The sequence below is a fragment of the Sulfitobacter sp. SK012 genome (assembly GCF_003352085.1).
In the GTDB taxonomy this organism is placed as follows: Bacteria; Pseudomonadota; Alphaproteobacteria; order Rhodobacterales; family Rhodobacteraceae; genus Sulfitobacter.
The window spans coordinates 1,316,624-1,334,394 of the sequence record NZ_CP025804.1; the positions used below are offsets into that span (position 1 = coordinate 1,316,624).

Consider the following 17,771-nt stretch of genomic DNA (forward strand, 5'->3'; position numbering starts at 1 on the left):
GGCTCTAGCCTGCGGCGTTTTCGAGCGCCCGCAAGGAGCGTACGGCAGCTTCAAAATGTTGGGGATGGGTGTCGATGGCTTCGCGCAGCAGTCCTTTGCCGGTCTCTACGTCGCCTTGTTTGATTGCGGATAAGGCGAGAGTGTGCAGCAGTTGTGCACGTTCTACCTGGTCCATTGGGATCACAGGCAGGGTGTACTCTCGCTGTGCACCCCGGGCCAAGATCAAGTTGTTTTTAGCCGTAAACAAGCTGCTGTCTTGATTGATTGCAGCAGTAAAGAGCCGCTCTGCATCCGAATAGTCGCCGCGTGTCAGCTTGGAATAACCCCAATTGTTCAGCACCGGGGCAGGGGCGGTTGTTAGGCCAATCGCTATTTCATAAAAGCTATCTGCCTTCTTCCACTCTTGCTGGCTGTCGGCGACGATCGCCTCAAGCCGGTAGCGCTTGAACGTCTCATGGGTTGGCGGAACGCTATCGAGTACCTTTTCGGCGCGGTCCCAATTGCCAGCCCGGATAAGCGCATCGGCCAGTTCAATACTGTCGTCTGGTGTCGCGCCTACCAAAGTTGTTGTGCGGGCCCATGCGGCGGCCCCTTCATCGTAGCGTTTGGCGCGGACCAAAGACAGCGAAAGGCCGCGTTGATGTTCGATGCTGTCGGGCTTTTCTTTTAAGGTTCGTTGAAAGAATGTAACCGCCTCGTTGGGGTCACCAACCGTCAGCATCACATCTGACAGGTTGTTTTCATCAACAACGTTTACGTCCTGAAAAGCACGCTCGACGGTTTCGTCTGCGGTTTTCTCACCACAAGCCGCCAACGCGGTAACACCCGCCAGAACGGCGGAAAAAAGGATGGGGTGGCGCATGTTTTGCGTCCTTTTACTGCTCTTGCCTCGGTCTGGCGTGCCGCTCTTTATAGAGTCGGGCGGATCAGATAGTCGGCTGACCCGCGGCGCACCAATTTATAGTTTTCGCTTTGTCCCTCAAGAATAACAGAATTCTGTGATTTTGCGAGTGCTAAGCGAAGATTGTCCCGAATTGCATCGCTTTGGCCATTGTCGAGTGCATAGGCCTTGCGAAATACTTGCTGAGCTTCGGCATTTTTGCCACGCTCCATCAAGACAACGCCTAGATTGTTCCAAATTTCGGGCTGTGTTTCGTCGCGCGCTACTGCGCGGCGCATCAAGGTTTCAGCTTGGCCAAGCCGCCCTAAACCCAAATTTGCATTGCCTAATCCTGACAGAATTTCCGCATCTATGCCCTGATCCAGCGCTGCACGGTTGAAAGACCTGATTGCCAGCTCAAACTGGCCGGCAGCGATCAACCGGTGGCCAACTTCGACCCCATTTTCGGCTTCAGCGTTTAGATCTACGCCGGGTGCAAAAGGATTGTCAGGTTCGTCTTTAAAGCCAGGCGTGCCAAAACCGCCCGGCGAGCAGGCGGTTAAAGCGAGGGCGAGGCCCATAAATGATATGGCGCGGGCCGTGGCCCGCACCGGCAGTGGTTTCGTTATTGTCCCGGTCCGCCCATGTTGCCCAATTGCGTGATGCCGTGCACCGATGGGCCAACCAGAATGATCAGCAACGGCGGTACGGTCAGCATCATAGTGGCAAGCGTCATCTTAGTTGGCAACTTGTTTGCGGCTTCTTCGGCGCGCATCACACGTTTATCCCGCATCTCGGCAGCATAGACACGCAGAGCGTCGGCGATTGATGTACCAAAGGCTGCTGATTGAACCAGCACCGTCACAAAAGACGATACATCCTGCACGCCGCAACGGGTGCCCATGTCATTCAGCACGGTGACTTTGTCTTTACCGGCCTTCATTTCATACGCAACCACTTCGAATTCATCGGCAAGTGCCCTGTATGAGGCGCGCAATTCACGGGCAACACGCACGATACATTGGTCCATTGATTGGCCAGCTTCGACGCAGACCAGCATCATATCCAATGCATCGGGAAAACCGCGTTCGATCTGTTCCTTGCGTTCAGCCACGCGGCGGGTGACCCAGTATTTGGGTAGGTAATATCCAACTGCGCCAGGTCCGACAGAATACATCATCATCTTTTGAGTGCTTAAGCCTTCGCCGCCACCCAGAAAGTTCACATAAACAACGCCAGCAATTAGGCCGATGATGCCAAGTATCATCTGAGCAAAGTAGAATACCCGCACCGCATCGCGCGACTGGTAGCCCGCCTGACGCAGCTCAAGCTGCTTGGCACTCAGTTCTGCGACATCCTTGGGTTCAAGGAATGTTGCGAATTTCTGTAGCTGGGCATTGCCATCTTTGTCGCGCAACTGAGTTTTGGCGTCCTTGCCAGTGTTAGATGTCGCAGACCGCTTCAGTTTTTCAAGCGGATCTTCAGGCTGGCGCATCATCATTGTGACGGTAACAGCAACCAAGCCAAGTCCCAGCACACCTACGATGATGATTAGGCCAAGAGGGCCCAAAAGCTCCGTAATCTTGTCATTGATACTAGTAAGGATGAACATGTCGGCCCCTTAAACTTTGATGTCGGTGAGGACGCGCATCACCACAAGGTTGACTGCGAGGAAAATACCCACCGCGAAACAGGCGGGAATGAACATCTCGTGCGTGCGGACCTCATCGTAATAGGTCGGGTCGCCAACGTTAATCACGATCAAGGCCATGATGGGGAAGGCAGATAGGAACTTGCCAGACCATTTCGCCTCAGCCGTGATCGCTTTGACACGGCGGAACAGGCGGAAACGGGCGCGGATCACCTTAGCCAAGCCAGCAAGGATTTCTGCAAGGTTACCGCCCGATTGCTGCTGAATCGTCACAGCAACAGCGAGGAAGCGCAAATCTTGCATGTCTAGGCGTTCGGCCATGTCTTTAAGCGCCTCACCAACGTCCCGGCCATAAGCGCTTTCGTCGGAAATCACCCCAAATTCAGAAGCCAGCGGATCTTGGATTTCTTTGGAGACGATCGAAATTGCGTTGTTGAAAGGGTGACCAACACGCAGGCTTCGCACCATCAATTCAACGGCGTCGGGCAGTTGTTCTTCGATCAGGCTCATGCGCTTGTTGGCTTTGGATGACACCCAGAAATAGACCCCACCAACACCGATGCCGATGGACATCAGAACACGCACCGGCGGCTCTGTTGCGGTGCCGATCGTCAAACCCAGAAAGGCAAAGACTGCGACGCCTACCATAACCAACAAGAGTTGCTTGGGCGTGAAGGCAATCGCGGCCTTTTGTGCTTTTTCAGCCAGCAAGGAATAGAGCGGGATCGATTTGGCGCTCATATGCTGCTGCATTTCCTTGCGCAGCTTGTCCAGGACCTCTTCGCGGCGCGCACCTTTTTCGAGCATCTCAAGCCGGCGGTTTACGCGACTGTTGAGGCTGATCGATTTGCCAAAGGCAACAAGGTACAGGCCTTCGACAAGTACCAGCACACCGATAAAGATCAGGCCGTAAATAATTGGTTCAGCACTCATTGGATTGATCCTTACTGGGCTGCGATTGGTTCGTAGATGGACGATGGCAAGTCATAGCCCCACATGCGGAAGCGTTCCGCAAAGTGGCTGCGCACACCGGTAGCTGTGAAGTGACCGATGATCTTGTTTTCGGGTGTGAGGCCAACGCGCTGGTAGCGAAAGATTTCCTGCATAGAGATCACGTCGCCTTCCATGCCGGTAATTTCGGTGATGGATGTCATGCGGCGCGAGCCGTCTTGCAGACGCGAGGCCTGAACAATGAGGTTCACAGCCGAAGAGACTTGGCTACGTACCGCTTTGAGCGGCATCTCGATACCGGCCATTGCGATCATGTTTTCCAGACGTGACACACCATCTCGCGCAGAGTTTGCGTGGATTGTTGTCATTGATCCGTCGTGACCTGTGTTCATGGCCTGGAGCATGTCGATGACTTCTTCGCCACGTGTTTCACCCACGATGATCCGGTCAGGGCGCATCCGCAGAGCGTTTTTCAAGCAGTCGCGGGGGGAAACCTCGCCTTTGCCTTCAACATTGGGCGGGCGGCTTTCCATCCGGCCCACATGGGTCTGTTGCAGCTGAAGTTCCGCCGTATCCTCAATGGTCAGGATGCGTTCAGCATTATCGATAAAGGATGAAAGTGCGTTCAGCGTGGTGGTCTTACCCGACCCAGTACCGCCTGAAACGATGATGTTTAGGCGTGTTGCCACAGCGGCCTGCAAATATGCCGCCATCTCTTCAGTAAACGCACCGAATTGCACCAGATCATCAATGCCAAGTTTATCTTTCTTGAATTTACGAATGGAGACCAAGCTGCCGTCAACGGCAACAGGAGGCACCATAGCGTTAAAACGTGAGCCGTCTTTAAGGCGCGCATCGACGTATGGGTTGCTTTCATCGACGCGGCGGCCAACGGCCGAAACGATTTTATCAATGATGCGCAGCAGGTGGCGTTCGTCTTTGAACGTCACATCCGTCAGTTCGAGTTTACCCGAGCGTTCAACAAAAATCTGCTGCGGTCCGTTCACAAGAATATCGTTGACGGTTTCGTCTTTCAAAAGCGTCTCAAGTGGGCCAAGGCCGGTCACTTCGTCATAAAGCTCTGAGTTGAGCTGCAACCGATCTTCGCGGTTCAAGACGATATTGCGATCTGTCAGCACTTCGGTGGCAATGGAGTTGATCTCTTGGCGCAAATCTTGCTCAGTGGCATGCTCAAGCGCGGACAAGTTTAGGCTGTCCAATAACGCGCGGTGCAATTCAAGCTTGATGTCACTCATCCGCTGCTTGCGTTTGACTTCCTTATCAATCGGCGCTGCCGCAACGGCCGGGGCCGCCTTGCGTATGCTTGCAGGCGCATTCGCTGCTGGCTTTGCTTCCTCGATGGGCGTGACGTTTACCGCCTTACCCGAGGATGCAGGTACCTCGCTGGCTGATTTCTTATATTTGGAAAACATGCGCTCTTCTTTCTATGACGGTTAGGCCGCTTGGGCCGCGTCGTCTTTGAGGGTATGGATCGATAGGGCCAGCTTGGCGATTTCACGGCGCAGCGGGCTTTTGGGTGCCGAAGAAGCCAGCGGCAAGCCGTGGTCGTTGGCTTGTGTGATCGGTTTCCCGCCATCTGGCAGGCTCACATCAATAGAAATGCTCAGGCTTTCAGCCATCCGCTTTACCCGGCCTTTGCCGTTCAAATCGGTGAACTTGGGCGCACGGTTCATCACATAGCGCAGCTTTTCGACCGGGAGCTCTTCGGATTGCAAAGCGCGTTTGAAACGCAGCGTGTTCTGGGCTGAGCGCATGTCGAGTTCAAGCATCGCAAAATAGACATGCGCTTGGTTCAAGACCGTCTCGGACCACTGAACCAGCGTCGATGGCATGTCGATGATGACATAGTCGAACTGATCCCGCGCCAACCCGATGATGCGGTCCACATCCTCAGAAGAGATGATGTCCAACGGTAACATCTCGGACGGGGCGGTCAGGACATGCAGCTTTTCCTCGAAGGTCAAAAGTGCTTGGCCAAAGATCTCTTCATCCATGGTTTCCGTATCAGAGAGCATCTCATAGACGTTCTCGCGGCGCGGCAGATCAAGGAATGTCGATACGGAGCCGTATTGCAGATCCAAATCGATCAGGCAGACCGAAGGCCCGCCGGTTTTTTCAGCATTCGCAAGTTCCCAAGCAAGGTTTACGGCCATGGTCGTGGATCCGGTGCCGCCAGCAAGCCCGTGTACAACGATTAATGCGCCATCTTTTTTAGTGCCAGCGCGCAATTGTGGTGCAGCGGGTGCTTCTGCGACGGGCGGCGCAACGGCGATTGGTGTGCGGACACGTTCAATCGCCAATGCCAATTCTCCCTCAGGAAGAGGGTAGGGTACAAATTCGTCAGCGCCTTGGCGCAGCAAGGAATGTAGCGCTCCTGGCGTGACATCCTCGGCAATAAGGATCACACGGATGTCGCGTTTCTTGGCTTGCGCAATGATTTCACCCATCAAAACAAGGTTCTCTTCATCTGCCTCATCCATCGCAAGCGCGACAAATTGCATTTCTTGGGCTTCGGGTTGTCCAAAAAAGGCCAGCGCTTCGGCAAAACCAAGATCACCCCAGCTTTCGCCCAACGCGCTTTCCATATCCTCGATCAGGAGGTCGAAATTTTGTACGTCGCGGCTGACTGTACAGGCGACAATACTGCCGGCTTCGGGTTGTGGCGTGATGCTGCTCATTGCCTTATCTTCCTTTTACCAAGGGCCAAACAGTGAAGGCAGAATGCAAAATTTGTGTTCTGTCGTTCGTCTGTGGATGCCCAAGTCCGGCGCTATTGCCGGATAGATTTGTCCCATTGATGTGAATATCACAGCTAATCTGGGCGAGATTGGGGCTAAAAAGCTTCGATTGTTGGATATGTTGAAACGATCATGACCTGAGCGTTTGATTGACCCATGGGACAGGGCCAACGAAAAAGGCCAGCCCGGGGTGGGGCTGGCCTTAAAGATTCGTTAGTTTTCGGAGTGGTTAGTTGCCGATCGCCGTAAGCGCGTCGTCGCCAACTTCGCTGACTGCCGTAGCGCTTGCGATATATTCGCGGCCGATAACTTGGGCATATTTGCCATCCAGAACGGTCGGATGGCGTTCCACAAATCCGCTGACCTGGGTCACAGTCCGTCGGTTGGCGCGCTCTGGCTGTTGTGTCAGTACGACCGGTTGGGTTTCCCCAAATGATGCGACGGCCTCAAGTCGGCTGCTGCTGATACCTTGCTGGTTGAAAAACTTCACAACAGCGCGGGCGCGACGCAATCCAAGTGCTTTGTTTGCACGGGTAGACCCAACTGCATCCGTATGTCCGTAGACGCGAAAGCGGATTTCAGGGAATTGCTTAATCCAGTTCACCTGTTCCAACAGCGTAGCCTGAGCCCCGGCGTCTAACTGTGAAGAGTTAAAGGCAAAATTGATCATTGGGCTGACTTCGCCTTCAAAGCGTTTGGCCAAATTGAAGGTCACATCGCGTTCGCCGGTTTGCACCAAACGATTGTTGAGGTTCGAGCTATCAGCCGCATCCGTGTTGGTTATTGCTCCGGCCTCAGAAAAGAACTGGGTATAGAGCCCGTCGGAGCTTGTGGCGCACCCGGATGCAGTAAGGACTGCAATCAGGGCGAACTGTGTGCGTTTTTTGGCGAGAGTGCTGTTCATTGTCTTAATCCAGTACGTAGCCATAGGAGCCGCCGAAATCCTGCTTTGCCACTTCGCCGGCGGCACCCGTTTTAGGTGTCCGTGTCCCGGCAGAGGTGCGTCCATTGAGGAACAGATCACTTTCGGTGGGGGGTTTGATACGGTCGGTTGGTAGGGACAACGCATCACCACGAGTAGGGCTCACAAGGTGCGCTGTTACGATAATCACCAATTCTGTCTGGCTCCGCTGGTATTCCGCACTGCGGAAAAGCGCGCCCAAAACCGGTACATCACCGATCCACGGCAATTGGCTTGAGTTGTCCGTGAAATCGTCTTCCAAAAGCCCTGCGACCGCGAAGCTCTCGCCGTCACGAAGCTCAATTGTGGTTGATGTTTCGCGCCGGGTGAAGGCCGCAATGGTAAGTCCACCATCAAAGGAAAAGCCATTGGTCGGGTCAATCGCCGAAACAGCTGCATTCATTTCGATGTTGATCAGATCTTCATCAACCACACGGGGGATAAAGGACATTTCCACGCCAAACGGTTTGAACTCTACCGAAATCTGGTCGTTATCTTGCGCAACAGGGACAGGGTATTCGCCGCCTGCAAGGAACTTGGCCTCTTGTCCGGAAAGGGCGACAAGGTTTGGTTCCGCTAGGAAGCGTACAGCGCCTTTTTGCTCAAGCGCCTCGAGCAGGATACCGACTTGCGTTGAACCTGCATTAAAGCCGAAAAGTACGGCCCCTGCGTTTTCATTGTTGAGGGGAATGTTGCCGCCAAGTGCGCCAGCCACGCCAAGTGCTGTGTTTGTAGTCCCGGTCCCGCCCGAAATACCTACGTCGCTTCCAAGTCCGCCGCCGAGAGAGATCGACGAGCTGAGCGATTTAGACACAGAGCGCGACATTTCAGCAAAGCGCACCTTCATCATCACTTGCTGGATGCCGCCAACGCTCATCAAATTCGAGACCCGTTCTGGCGCATAACGTTCCGCCAGATCAAGAGCCCGCTGCAGTTTCTGGGTCGAGGTCACCACGCCTGACAGCACGATGCCGTCATTGGCGGTGCGCACTTCGATCTTCTCACCGGGCAAGATCTGGCGTAGGCGTTCCTTGAACTCGGAGACATCCGCGTTCACTTGAACATCTACGTTGGTGATCAGTTGACCAGATGCATCAAGCAAAGTCAGCGTGGTGCGACCTGGCGATTTGCCCAAGACATAAATGGTGCGGTCCGACAGGGATGAAATATCCGCGATGCCGGGGTTTGCAATGCTGAGCTCCGCGAAGGGGACGTCACTTTCGACAACCACCGCGCGGTTCATGGGCACGCTTAAGATTGAGCTGGTCCCGCTTTTCACCACACGCAGGCCCTCAGCCTGCGCATTGATGGGGCCAGTAATGGCCACAGGTGCTGCACTTATACACAACCCCAGAAGGGCTGCTTTCATAAATCTATCGATTTTCATGTGACCTGCCTTTTTGATCACGCCTCAAGGTAGGGTCTTTTTGCCCGTCGTTTCGATCACCCTGAGGCAATTTTGGTTTTTTTGCAAGAATCAATGCGTTCGGGGGCATTGCTTATGTGGATAAATGGCAACAGCAGGCAAAACTGCAGCGCCGCAGGGGGGTGCGGCGCTGTGCTAAGATTCTGGAATTGCTTGGTTTGTAGGTCAATTGGTGCAGGGGATCGGGATCTCCAGCACTTCGGCTCCGCGGCGCGTCCGGATCGTACAAACCCGTTCTTTCGCTGCTTCGGCTTGTACTGCTTCATCGGCAATCCCAAGAAGCGAGCGTTGATCCACCTCGATGGCGCTTGCAATCGTGTCATCACCGGCACCTACCAACGACAGCGACAAGTTGCCTGTCGACTGAGCTTGGGCGAGTGCGGCCACTTGGTTGGGATCAACTGCAACAGTTACTGTCCGTGCGATGACGGCTTCGCTTACCGTGCCACCAGCGCTTTGGTCGATGGCGATCAGTTTGACGCCAGCTTCGATCAGTTTGGTCACGTCAGAGCGGCTGTTCTTGCCACCAACATTTACGCGACCTGTCCAGTACACATCAACTTTGTCACCGGGGCGCAGGAAGCCTGACACACCGCTGGACACGTCAACTTTGATCGTAAAGGCGCGCATCCCTCGTTCAAGACGCGATGTGAGGCCCGTATCTTCACCTGGTTCGGTGATCTTGACGGCAAGGATGACTTCGTTCTTTTCCATTTGGCGCAAGATAACCCGCAGCTCCTGGGTGTTCTCAGGAAAGAGCAATGCTTCTTCCATGAATGCGCCCTCTGGAATGGCCGTGATCGGAAAGTCGACAGCGCGCACATCTTCTCGCGTAAGCTTTTCGCCATACTTCAGACCCCGTTCCGCAACGTAGACTGTTTCGGTAGGCACAAGTTTTGCCTTAGCCGCCTCAGCACGTTCAATGGCGGATTTGTATTGGCCAATCTGTCCCTTGGCGAGATACACAGCACCTCCGGCTAGGGCGATACCCACCAGTAGAACCAATCCAAATACCATACGCATAGTCGTTACCTCTTTTACTATCGGCGCTGGATCTGTCCGGCGCTCATTTGCTCGCCCAAAGGATTAGGCGGCGATTATGGCTAATCTTCGGCCGCAGGGTGGCATCCTTGCGGTTTGGCGGATGTTCAGAGAAATCCGCCCAAATAGTTGGCAATTCCGTCTGTCAGCCCAAGGGTGCCAGCTTGCATCACTGCAACGACGACCACGCACATGGCGACAATACCTGCGCAAATGACCACCCAATCGACGGTGACGGCACCTTCTTCATTGAAAAGGAAAGATTTGAAAAATTTGATCATAACTAATCCGAACTATTTAAATTAGGGGTACAAAAACAAAAAGCCGCGCTCTGCTTCACAGAGCGCGGCCAATGGCTGTTAGGCCAACTCTAACCGTATATTACAGGTTAGGGTCCTGGGTGCCCAGGAACGTGGAAGTCGAGCTTGTCAGGTCTTCTGCGCCAGACTCGATTGAAGAGTAAGCAGCAACGGCCAGGCCAACAACTGCGGCTGTAAGAACAACCCAGTCAACAGTCACGGCACCATCTTCGTCGTTGCGGAAGTTTTTGATAAATTTCATCATTGTAGTGTCCCTCCAAAGGATCAGTAGTGTTTTAAGTTTTCAACCTCGCCGTCCGTCTCGTGGCCCGCTCTCTCAGTTGGGCCTGTCCGACTTGGTATGACGCTATATAGCCGTCTGATTGGGGCATGAATTTGACGGCAATTGAGACATTTGCGATCTTAACGTTCTCAAGGGTGATTTTCTCTATAAGATATTGATATTAAACTATTTTATACTTGATAATTTATTTGAAGCGTTAAAATTCCGTGACCAAAAGATCGAATTGGGGCGAAATTGCCATGTTTGAGGCCTGATTTTCTGGCTTGGGGGGCTGTTTTTTGCGATGTTGAGGAAAAAAGCAGTCCTAAAACAAAGAGAGCAGGCAGACATGTTTCGAATATTAGGTATTTCGGTGCTTGCTATTGTGGTGGCTACTACAGGGGCGCAGGCAGACAAACCCGCTCCCTTCCCGGAATTCAGTGCAAAGCGGGTCAAACCGCCGAAAGCTGGCGGCAAGAGGATTAACATTCAAATTGAACAGAAAGCTGCTCCGGCTCCAAAGCGCACCCCAGATGTGGTTGCCACTTCGTCGGGTTCGATAGAGCGGACAGTAGCGGGGCAATATGATTGGTTCTGGGCCAAGGTGTCGCCTGAGGCTGCGCAATCGGGGCCCGGGCGGTTAGAAATGGCGATGACGACGCTGGCAGGATCAACATCGACAGTTCCAGCCCCACGGCTACAGCACATGCAAGACATCGCGCGCGCCCATGGCATCGATATTTTGCGCTCTACTATTGGGACGAATGTATCGCCCGCGTTGGCGCTTGCGGTAATCACAGTGGAATCTGCAGGCAAGCCGGATGCGGTCAGCGGAGCCGGGGCAGAAGGTCTGATGCAATTGATGCCAGCGACGGCCGACCGCTTTGGTGTGACCGACAGCTCAGTGCCTGCACAAAATATCGCTGGCGGCGTGAAATACCTAGATTGGCTGATGGGGGAATTTGAGAATGACCCTATCCTCGTGCTCGCAGGCTACAATTCTGGTGAGGGATCGGTGCGCAAATATGCGGGAGTGCCGCCCTTTGCCGAAACGCGCGACTACGTTCCCAAAGTCTTGGCCGCGTTCCAGGTGGCCAAGGGGTTGTGCAAAACCCCACCTGAACTGATTAGCGATGGCTGCGTGTTTGCGGCGATGAACTAATCTTAAAAGAGTGTCAGTTTCCCCAACCTAACTAACGCAGGCCCCGTCTTTGGGCCCTGCGTTCCGTTTTGTTGTGTTCAGACCAGTGTCGCGTCTGTCGCGGCGCGCAGGTCTGCTTCGGTGACGCCTTGGGCGCATTCCACAATGCGCAGGCCGCCTTCCACCACGTCGAGCACGCCTAGGTTTGTGATGATCCGGTCCACAACTCCCGCGCCGGTCAGCGGCAGGGTGCATGCCTTAAGGACCTTGCTGTCGCCGTGCTTGTTGGCGTGGTCCATCACCACGATCACACGGCCAACGCCTGCGACCAGATCCATCGCACCGCCCATGCCTTTGACCAGCTTGCCGGGGATCATCCAGTTGGCGAGGTCGCCATTTTCTGCCACTTCCATTGCACCCAGAATGGCCGCTGCGATCTTGCCGCCGCGGATCATGCCAAAGCTGGTCGCGCTGTCAAAATAAGCGGTGCGGTCCAGCTCGGTGATGGTCTGCTTGCCGGCATTGATCAGATCGGCGTCTTCGTCACCCTCGATCGGGAACGGGCCCATGCCAAGCATCCCGTTCTCTGACTGCAGCGTGATGTCCTTGTCGCCGACGTAATTGGCCACCAGCGTCGGGATGCCGATCCCGAGGTTCACATACATGCCATCGCTCAGCTCTTCGGCGGCGCGGGCCGCCATCTGGTTGCGGTCCCAGCCCTTGAGTGCATCGGCCATTATACGTCCTCCCCCTTGGGTCTGGTGGTGCGCTGTTCAATGCGCTTTTCATGTGTCCCCTGAATGATGCGGTGCACATAGATGCCGGGCAGGTGGATATGGTCGGGGTCAAAGGTGCCGGTGGGCACAATCTCTTCGACCTCAACAACACAGACCTTGCCGCACATGGCCGCTGGCGGGTTAAAGTTGCGCGCCGTCTTGCGAAAGATCAGGTTGCCAGTGGCGTCGGCTTTCCACGCCTTGATGATGCTCAGATCCGCAAAGATGCCCTCTTCGAGGATGTAATCCTGGCCGTCCCAGTTCTTCACTTCCTTGCCATCCGCGATCACGGTGCCGACGCCGGTCTTGGTGTAGAACCCCGGAATGCCGCAGCCGCCCGCGCGCATCCGCTCAGCCAGCGTGCCTTGTGGGTTGAACTCCAACTCGAGCTCGCCCGAGAGATACTGGCGCATAAATTCCGCGTTCTCGCCCACATAAGAGCTGATCATTTTCTTGACCTGACGCGTCTGCAGCAAGATCCCAATGCCAAAATCATCAACCCCCGCATTGTTGGACGCAAACGTTAAATCCTTGGTCCCCGCATCCCGGATCGCCGACAACAGCAACTCAGGAATGCCGCACAACCCAAATCCACCAGCCGCGATAAACATCCCGTCGTGCAAAAGCCCTTCAAGTGCCGAAGACGCACTCCCGTAGATCTTGTTCATCGTTCAGGTTCCCTGCTGCTGGATCAATTTCGGGAGTTTTGCCCTTGGCGTTGTGCAGAGTCAAACGCTCAGAGGATACGCACCTGTGTCCCGATTGGAGCGATCTCGAACAGGGCTTCGATCATGTGGTTATAAAGCCCGATACACCCGTCAGAGGACAGCCGCCCGATCTTGCGCGTATCGTGGGTGCCGTGGATCAAATAGGCGGGCCACGTGAGGTACATCGCATGTGTGCCCAATGGGTTGCCGGGGCCGGGGGGCATGTATTTCAGTTCGGGATTGCGTTCGATCATTGACTGCGTTGGGGTCCAATCTGGACCAACGCGTTTGCGCACGATCTGAGTGTAGCCGCGTTTGGTCAACTCATCGCTGCGCGGAACGGAAGTTGGGTACATTTTATATGTCTGGCCATCTCCGCTCCAGAAATGCAGCGCGCGCGACGTTGTATCGGCCACAATCGCAGCCTTTCCCAGGGTATCAAAATGATCACGCCAGTCTTGCGTGACAAAGCTTGATGTGTTGCGGCGATTGGGCGTGGGGCTGACGGACTGCGCCTGCAGAATTGCCGGCGTAAAGAGTGTCGCTGTGCCGCAGACAAGCAAGCGCCTGCGGGAGAGAGGGGAATGTGCCATTTGATTTGCCTTTTTCTGCTCTGCTTTTTTAGGAGAGTCTGTCAAAGGCGCGGCATCGAGACAAATCACTTCTGTTTGATCGGCGCGCGACGGGTCGTGCAAAGGAAACGCATCAAACTAGCATTGCGGGCGTTGGGTTGTTGCCAGATTTTAAGACATGTTCGAGCTACAAGATGTATGCGGAGCTTGGATCTATCCGGCATCCCATTCGATCTCGAGAATGCAAACAGTTCACTATACTAATTTCGCGCTGCACAACGTCCCCAGCCGTGAGATGCTGGGGACGTTGCGCAGAACAAACTAGCGCCGCGACATTACTCTTGTTTGGCAGCGGCCGGTTTTTTGGCCGCCGGCTTTTTAGCGGCGGGTTTTTTCGCTGCCTTTTTCTTGGGCGCTGCTTTCTTCTTGGCAGCAGGGCGCTTTTTACCTGCTTTTGCCGCGCGTTCGTCGATCAAGATGACCGCCTGATCCATCGTCAAATCTTCTGGCTCGATGGTGTCAGGGATTGTCGCATTGACCTTCTCCCATTTCACATAAGGACCGTATTTGCCCTTCATTATGTTTACAGGGCCACCAGCGTCGGGGTGTTCGCCCAATTCGCGCAGAGGGACGGCGGCCTGGCCACGTGCACCACGGCTGGCGATTTTCTCGGCCAGCAGTTGTACGGCGCGGTTCATCCCGACGGTAAAGACTTCGTCGATGCCTTCAAGGTTGGCATTGGTCCCGCCACGCTCAGATGTTGAGGCGGCATGTTTCAGATAGGGACCGTAGCGCCCAATATTTGCCCAAACCATCACGCCGTCTTCGGGGTGTGGCCCGAGTTCGCGTGGGAGTGACAGCAACATCAGCGCGCGCTCCATCTCCAGATCTTCTGGTGGCCACTCTTTTGGCACACCTTGGCGCGGCGGCTTCTTATTCTCTTCGGTCATTTCGCCGCGCTGGACGTATGGTCCGAAACGGCCTTTGAATACGCGGATTTCTTCGCCTGCGTCGGTGCCCAACAGTTTGCCTTCTGGCGGAATGGCTGATGCTTCCGCTTCGGGGTCGGGTGGGCCAAAGGCGCGGGTATAGCGGCATTCAGGATAGCTTGAGCAGCCGATAAACGCCCCGCCCGAACGCGCAGTGCGCATCGACAGGCGTCCTTTGCCGCAATTGGGGCACAGGCGCGGATCGCCACCGTCTTCGGTTGGTGGAAACAGATGCGGCTCAAGCACGTCGTTGATTTTCTCAAGCACTTCGGTGATCCGCAGCTCGGACGTCTCGGCGATCGCGGCAGAGAAATCGCGCCAAAAGCGGCGTAGCACTTCTTTATACTCGGCGTCGCCGGCGCTGACTTTATCAAGCTGGTTTTCGAGATCCGCCGTGAAATCATAGCCCACATATTTGCGGAAGTAATTTTCAAGGAACGCAGTGACCAACCGGCCTTTGTCCTCGGGGATCAGGCGGTTGCCTTCCTTGCGGACATAGTCGCGGTCTTGAATGGTCGTGACGATGCTGGCGTAAGTTGATGGGCGGCCAATGCCGAGCTCTTCCATGCGCTTGACCAGCGTCGCTTCGGTATATCGGGGTGGGGGCTGCGTGAAATGCTGCTCTGGAGTGACGGCGCGTTTGTCCATCGCCTCGCCTTGGGTGATCTGAGGCAGACGTTTGTCATCATCATCCACGACGTCATCGCGGCCTTCTTCGTAAATCTTGAGAAAGCCGTCAAAGAGGACAACTTGGCCAGTCGCGCGCAGCATCACTTGCTGGTCTTTGCTGCCGATGTCGACAGTCGTACGCTCTAGGCGCGCGCTTTCCATCTGGCACGCAAGGGTCCGTTTCCAGATCAGATCATACAGCTTGCGCTGATCGCCGTCCATCAACTTGAGCGCCTCGGCGTCCTTGGTCATGTCGGTGGGACGCACGCATTCGTGAGCTTCTTGGGCGTTCTTAGCTTTGTTCTTGTAGACGCGCGGGCTGTCTGGAACATATTCAGCGCCGTACCGGTCCTTGATTGCATCACGCGCCATGACAACGGCCTCTGGAGCCATGTCGATGCCATCGGTCCGCATATAAGTAATGTGACCGGCTTCATATAGGCGTTGCGCAGTGCTCATGGTCTGGCGCGCGCCCATGCCAAATTTGCGGCTGGCTTCTTGCTGCAAGGTAGAGGTCATGAAGGGGGCCGAAGGGTTGCGGCTGGCCGGTTTTGCTTCAACGCTGGCGACGTGCAGATCACGGCTGGTGATGGCTTGCACAGCCATTTCGGCCTGTGTGTCGTTTTCCAGGTCAAATTTATCGAGCTTTTTTCCAGCCAGCATCGTCAGGCGTGCTTCGAATTCTTGGCCCCGCGGCGTGGCAAGCAGCGTCTTTACGCTCCAGTATTCGCGATTGCGAAATGCCTCGATCTCCATTTCGCGCTCGACAATGATGCGCAAAGTAACGGATTGCACGCGACCGGCTGATTTGGCACCCGGCAGCTTGCGCCATAGGACAGGCGAAAGATTAAAGCCGACCAAATAGTCCAACGCGCGGCGGGCAAGATAGGCCTGCACAAGCGGCATATCGACCTGACGTGGGTTCGCCATCGCCTCTGTCACGGCCTTTTTTGTGATTTGGTTAAAGACGACGCGACTGACGGGTGTGTCTTTTTTGATCGATTTGCGGGCGGTCAACGCCTCTTGCAAGTGCCAGCTGATGGCTTCGCCTTCGCGGTCGGGGTCCGTCGCGAGGATCAGTTCGTTGTCGTCTTTTAACGCGTCTGCAATTGCTTTTACGTGTTTTTTGCTCTCGCTCGCGATTTCCCACAGCATGTCAAAATCGTTGTCTGTATCGACCGATCCATCCTTGGGCGGAAGGTCCCGTACGTGGCCGTAAGACGCCAGAACAGTGAAGTTGTCGCCAAGATACTTATTGATGGTTTTAGCCTTGGCGGGCGATTCGACGACAACAACGGGCATAGATTTTAACACCTTAGACGAGAAACACGGGGTAGCCAGTGGCCTGTGACATGTGGGATGCAAGGGGGCATTGTCAATGCGGCGTGTGTTCTTGGCGGATGGAATTTCTGCGGAACGCCCATCGTTATTCAGTTTTTCTAGGCCTAACTGGGGCGCGAGAGCAGGCCGCCGGGACTGCGCAAGATTTGCCCGTCAAGCTCCAGATCAACCAACGCCGGGGCGATGATCCTTGGTTGGGCGCGTAGGTCGCGGATCAGCTGATCCTCGGCGACGGGGGAGGGGCCGAGGCGTTCGAGGATTTGCTTGTGCAACTCCACAACACTGCTGCGCAAGCCGTGTTTGCGCTCAGGTCGCGCAGGTGGTGGATCAAGGGGAAGCATCGGGGTTTCGCCTCCTTGTGGGGATCCAAGCGCCTCAATTATATCAGCGGCGGAGCGTATTAGTGTCGCCCCGTCTCGGATCAGCATGTTGCAGCCTGCTGCGCGGGCATCCATCGGGCTACCGGGGACGGCGAAAATGTCGCGCCCTTGATCAAGCGCATCGCGGGCGGTGATCAGGCTGCCGGATTTTGCGGCGGCCTCGATGACCACGGTGGCGGCTGACAATCCGGAAATGATTCGATTTCTACTTGGGAAATGGCGGGCCATCGGTTGCAGGCCCATAGGCTGTTCGCTGAGCCTGAGACCTTGTTGAGCAATGTCGAGCGCAAGATCGGTGTTCTCTGCTGGGTACATCACATCGACGCCGCCTGCCTGCACAGCAATTGTGCCGCGTTTGAGGGCCGCCAGATGCACGGCGGCGTCCACGCCGCGTGCGAGGCCTGAGACCACAACATATCCAGCGGCCCCGAGATCGGTGGCCAGCGCGCGCGCCATGCGCGTACCCAAAGATGAGGCGTTGCGCGCCCCGACCAGCGAAATCATCGGGCGCGTCAGTAAATCCGTGTTGCCGACGGCCCAAAGGAAGGGCGGCGCGTCGCTGATCTCAGAGAGTAAACTGGGGTAGGGCGCGTCGCCTTCGATCAAGAGCTTTGCGCCGGCCGCACGCGCGGCTTTAAGCTCTGCATGCACAACGCCTTCGGGGCAAATTTCATATCCTGAAACGCCCGCGGCGCGCGCTACCTCAGGCAGCGCGGCCAACGCGTTTTGCGCAGTACCGTGTTCAGCCAGCAGTCGTTTATACGTAGAAATGCCGACCCGGCGCGAGCGCAACAAACGGAGGCGGGCAAACTGCTCAACTTCCTGGGTGTGTGGGAGTGGGGGGTGAGTGGAAGAAGGATTGTGGTCCCTGTCAGTCATCCCGTGCTCCGTTTGTTGCTAGAATCAGGTATAGATCGACCTGGTTAACAGCGCATGAATCGATTG

Annotated in this window: 17 protein-coding genes; 1 reads left to right on the plus strand and 16 read right to left on the minus strand. The window is 55.3% G+C overall.

Translation table 11 applies throughout. The annotated features are described in order from the left end of the window. Window positions 1–4: 4 nt before the first annotated feature. The 11 genes from C1J03_RS06490 to C1J03_RS06535 form a co-directional block, all read right to left on the minus strand. On the minus strand, window positions 5–862 hold the full coding sequence (locus tag C1J03_RS06490; protein ID WP_114884829.1) for a tetratricopeptide repeat protein: 858 nt from the start codon (window positions 860–862) through the stop codon (window positions 5–7). A 47-nt stretch (window positions 863–909) separates the two neighbouring features. Further along, entirely contained in the window at window positions 910–1,461 is a 552-nt protein-coding gene (locus C1J03_RS06495; RefSeq protein ID WP_114884831.1) for a tetratricopeptide repeat protein, read from the minus strand. A gap of 44 nt (window positions 1,462–1,505) precedes the next feature. Further along, window positions 1,506–2,492 (minus strand): type II secretion system F family protein, encoded by a 987-nt coding sequence (locus C1J03_RS06500; protein ID WP_114884833.1) that lies wholly within the window; start codon window positions 2,490–2,492, stop codon window positions 1,506–1,508. 9 nt (window positions 2,493–2,501) lie between these two features. Then, window positions 2,502–3,464: a type II secretion system F family protein gene (locus tag C1J03_RS06505; protein ID WP_114884835.1), complete on the minus strand. Its 963-nt coding sequence runs from the start codon at window positions 3,462–3,464 to the stop codon at window positions 2,502–2,504. Window positions 3,465–3,475: 11 nt separating this feature from the next. After that, a complete protein-coding gene (locus C1J03_RS06510; protein ID WP_114884837.1) occupies window positions 3,476–4,915 on the minus strand; it encodes a CpaF family protein in 1,440 nt (479 codons plus the stop codon). Between the two features lie 21 nt (window positions 4,916–4,936). After that, a complete protein-coding gene (locus tag C1J03_RS06515; protein WP_114884839.1) occupies window positions 4,937–6,181 on the minus strand; it encodes an AAA family ATPase in 1,245 nt (414 codons plus the stop codon). Between the two features lie 289 nt (window positions 6,182–6,470). Beyond that, complete coding sequence (locus tag C1J03_RS06520; protein ID WP_254694201.1) at window positions 6,471–7,145, minus strand: OmpA family protein; 675 nt, start codon at window positions 7,143–7,145, stop codon at window positions 6,471–6,473. A 4-nt stretch (window positions 7,146–7,149) separates the two neighbouring features. Next, window positions 7,150–8,589, minus strand: coding sequence for a type II and III secretion system protein family protein (locus tag C1J03_RS06525; RefSeq protein WP_114884842.1), 1,440 nt, complete (start codon window positions 8,587–8,589; stop codon window positions 7,150–7,152). A gap of 204 nt (window positions 8,590–8,793) precedes the next feature. Further along, window positions 8,794–9,651, minus strand: a complete 858-nt coding sequence (gene cpaB, locus C1J03_RS06530) for a Flp pilus assembly protein CpaB (RefSeq protein ID WP_114884844.1) — start codon at window positions 9,649–9,651, stop codon at window positions 8,794–8,796. Window positions 9,652–9,776: 125 nt separating this feature from the next. Beyond that, window positions 9,777–9,950: a hypothetical protein gene (locus tag C1J03_RS25250; RefSeq protein ID WP_162798407.1), complete on the minus strand. Its 174-nt coding sequence runs from the start codon at window positions 9,948–9,950 to the stop codon at window positions 9,777–9,779. A 100-nt stretch (window positions 9,951–10,050) separates the two neighbouring features. Next, on the minus strand, window positions 10,051–10,233 hold the full coding sequence (locus C1J03_RS06535; RefSeq protein ID WP_114884846.1) for a Flp family type IVb pilin: 183 nt from the start codon (window positions 10,231–10,233) through the stop codon (window positions 10,051–10,053). 367 nt (window positions 10,234–10,600) lie between these two features. On the opposite strand from C1J03_RS06535, the gene C1J03_RS06540 reads away from it, so the two are divergent. Next, a complete protein-coding gene (locus C1J03_RS06540) occupies window positions 10,601–11,413 on the plus strand; it encodes a lytic transglycosylase domain-containing protein (protein WP_114884848.1) in 813 nt (270 codons plus the stop codon). Between the two features lie 77 nt (window positions 11,414–11,490). Here the strand turns inward: C1J03_RS06540 and C1J03_RS06545 are convergent, their stop codons facing one another. The 5 genes from C1J03_RS06545 to dprA all read right to left on the minus strand — a co-directional run bounded on the left by C1J03_RS06545 (window position 11,491) and on the right by dprA (window position 17,705). After that, a complete protein-coding gene (locus tag C1J03_RS06545; RefSeq protein WP_114884850.1) occupies window positions 11,491–12,129 on the minus strand; it encodes a 3-oxoacid CoA-transferase subunit B in 639 nt (212 codons plus the stop codon). Next, window positions 12,129–12,836: a CoA transferase subunit A gene (locus tag C1J03_RS06550; protein ID WP_114884852.1), complete on the minus strand. Its 708-nt coding sequence runs from the start codon at window positions 12,834–12,836 to the stop codon at window positions 12,129–12,131. Before C1J03_RS06550 ends, C1J03_RS06545 begins: the two co-directional genes overlap by 1 nt. A gap of 68 nt (window positions 12,837–12,904) precedes the next feature. Then, the gene (locus C1J03_RS06555; RefSeq protein ID WP_114888885.1) at window positions 12,905–13,468 is read right to left on the minus strand and encodes a L,D-transpeptidase; all 564 of its coding nucleotides are present in this window, start codon (window positions 13,466–13,468) and stop codon (window positions 12,905–12,907) included. Between the two features lie 314 nt (window positions 13,469–13,782). Next, window positions 13,783–16,407 (minus strand): type I DNA topoisomerase, encoded by a 2,625-nt coding sequence (gene topA, locus C1J03_RS06560; protein WP_114884854.1) that lies wholly within the window; start codon window positions 16,405–16,407, stop codon window positions 13,783–13,785. A 143-nt stretch (window positions 16,408–16,550) separates the two neighbouring features. Further along, complete coding sequence (gene dprA / locus C1J03_RS06565) at window positions 16,551–17,705, minus strand: DNA-processing protein DprA (RefSeq protein ID WP_114884856.1); 1,155 nt, start codon at window positions 17,703–17,705, stop codon at window positions 16,551–16,553. Between the last annotated feature and the right edge of the window lie 66 nt (window positions 17,706–17,771).

Bases quoted from the DNA above. Each gene is read 5' to 3' on its own strand.
- C1J03_RS06510 (WP_114884837.1), bottom strand. From the start codon at position 4,915: ATGTTTTCCAAATATAAGAAATCAGCCAGCGAGGTACCTGCATCCTCG.
- C1J03_RS06520 (WP_254694201.1), bottom strand. From the start codon at position 7,145: ATGAACAGCACTCTCGCCAAAAAACGCACACAGTTCGCCCTGATTGCA.
- C1J03_RS06515 (WP_114884839.1), bottom strand. From the start codon at position 6,181: ATGAGCAGCATCACGCCACAACCCGAAGCCGGCAGTATTGTCGCCTGT.
- C1J03_RS06500 (WP_114884833.1), bottom strand. From the start codon at position 2,492: ATGTTCATCCTTACTAGTATCAATGACAAGATTACGGAGCTTTTGGGC.
- C1J03_RS06495 (WP_114884831.1), bottom strand. From the start codon at position 1,461: ATGGGCCTCGCCCTCGCTTTAACCGCCTGCTCGCCGGGCGGTTTTGGC.
- dprA (WP_114884856.1), bottom strand. From the start codon at position 17,705: ATGACTGACAGGGACCACAATCCTTCTTCCACTCACCCCCCACTCCCA.
- C1J03_RS06545 (WP_114884850.1), bottom strand. From the start codon at position 12,129: ATGGCCGATGCACTCAAGGGCTGGGACCGCAACCAGATGGCGGCCCGC.
- C1J03_RS06535 (WP_114884846.1), bottom strand. From the start codon at position 10,233: ATGATGAAATTTATCAAAAACTTCCGCAACGACGAAGATGGTGCCGTG.
- C1J03_RS06550 (WP_114884852.1), bottom strand. From the start codon at position 12,836: ATGAACAAGATCTACGGGAGTGCGTCTTCGGCACTTGAAGGGCTTTTG.
- C1J03_RS06540 (WP_114884848.1), top strand. From the start codon at position 10,601: ATGTTTCGAATATTAGGTATTTCGGTGCTTGCTATTGTGGTGGCTACT.
- C1J03_RS06555 (WP_114888885.1), bottom strand. From the start codon at position 13,468: ATGGCACATTCCCCTCTCTCCCGCAGGCGCTTGCTTGTCTGCGGCACA.
- topA (WP_114884854.1), bottom strand. From the start codon at position 16,407: ATGCCCGTTGTTGTCGTCGAATCGCCCGCCAAGGCTAAAACCATCAAT.
- C1J03_RS06505 (WP_114884835.1), bottom strand. From the start codon at position 3,464: ATGAGTGCTGAACCAATTATTTACGGCCTGATCTTTATCGGTGTGCTG.
- C1J03_RS06490 (WP_114884829.1), bottom strand. From the start codon at position 862: ATGCGCCACCCCATCCTTTTTTCCGCCGTTCTGGCGGGTGTTACCGCG.
- C1J03_RS25250 (WP_162798407.1), bottom strand. From the start codon at position 9,950: ATGATCAAATTTTTCAAATCTTTCCTTTTCAATGAAGAAGGTGCCGTC.
- C1J03_RS06525 (WP_114884842.1), bottom strand. From the start codon at position 8,589: ATGAAAATCGATAGATTTATGAAAGCAGCCCTTCTGGGGTTGTGTATA.
- cpaB (WP_114884844.1), bottom strand. From the start codon at position 9,651: ATGCGTATGGTATTTGGATTGGTTCTACTGGTGGGTATCGCCCTAGCC.